This window comes from Candidatus Symbiothrix dinenymphae (assembly GCF_001431085.1).
The window spans coordinates 1-595 of record NZ_BBRU01000245.1 but is presented as its reverse complement, the minus strand read 5'-3'; the positions used below and the strand labels follow the sequence as shown (position 1 = coordinate 595).

Here is a 595-nt window from a genome sequence, read left to right as displayed (position 1 = left end):
TTCCCGATATTGTATGCCACTTCTTTGTATTCCAACATGAAAGTGGGTTGGAATTTCAAAGAAGCCTCCGCTTTGGAGCAGGGGAAAAAATGCCGATTGCCCATGTTTTTTATTCATGGCGAAAAAGACACGTATGTGCCTGTGTGGATGGCAGATACGCTGTATAAAGCCAAGTCGGGCGCGAAAGAATTGTGGATTGTGCCCAATGTGGAACACGCCAATGCCTATTGGGACTGCACGGATGAGTATGTGGCTAAGACAAAGGCGTTTGTGACGCAGCATATCTAAAAAACCACACTCCCAACAAAATCGTTACGAGTGCCGAAATCCAAACACTCAGCGCGTAATTCAGTTGCAACCCTTCGGGTGCCACCAGAATGTACGTCATCACCACCATGGTCATAAACAGTGCCGGAAGGAAAGTAAGCCAATAGTTTTTTCCTTTACTTGCGAGGTAAACAGTTATCATCCAGAGAGTTGCGGCGGCGAGGGTTTGGTTTGCCCACGCGAAATATCGCCAGATGATGTCGAAATTGATTTGGAGCAGGATAAACCCGACTGCGAACAGTGGCAGCGGAATCCAAATGCGGGGGAA

2 protein-coding genes are annotated in these 595 nt (G+C 47.6%); one reads left to right on the top strand and one right to left on the bottom strand.

Annotated features, from left to right (window positions below; genetic code table 11):
• On the top strand, nt 1-288 hold a 288-nt coding region (locus ASC50_RS03335), incomplete at its 5' end, for an alpha/beta hydrolase (protein WP_162491131.1).
• Here ASC50_RS03335 and ASC50_RS03330 read toward each other — a convergent pair.
• Nucleotides 254-595 (bottom strand): carbon starvation CstA family protein (locus tag ASC50_RS03330; RefSeq protein WP_304518316.1); only part of this gene is annotated, 342 nt, incomplete at its 5' end. The genes ASC50_RS03335 and ASC50_RS03330 overlap by 35 nt on opposite strands.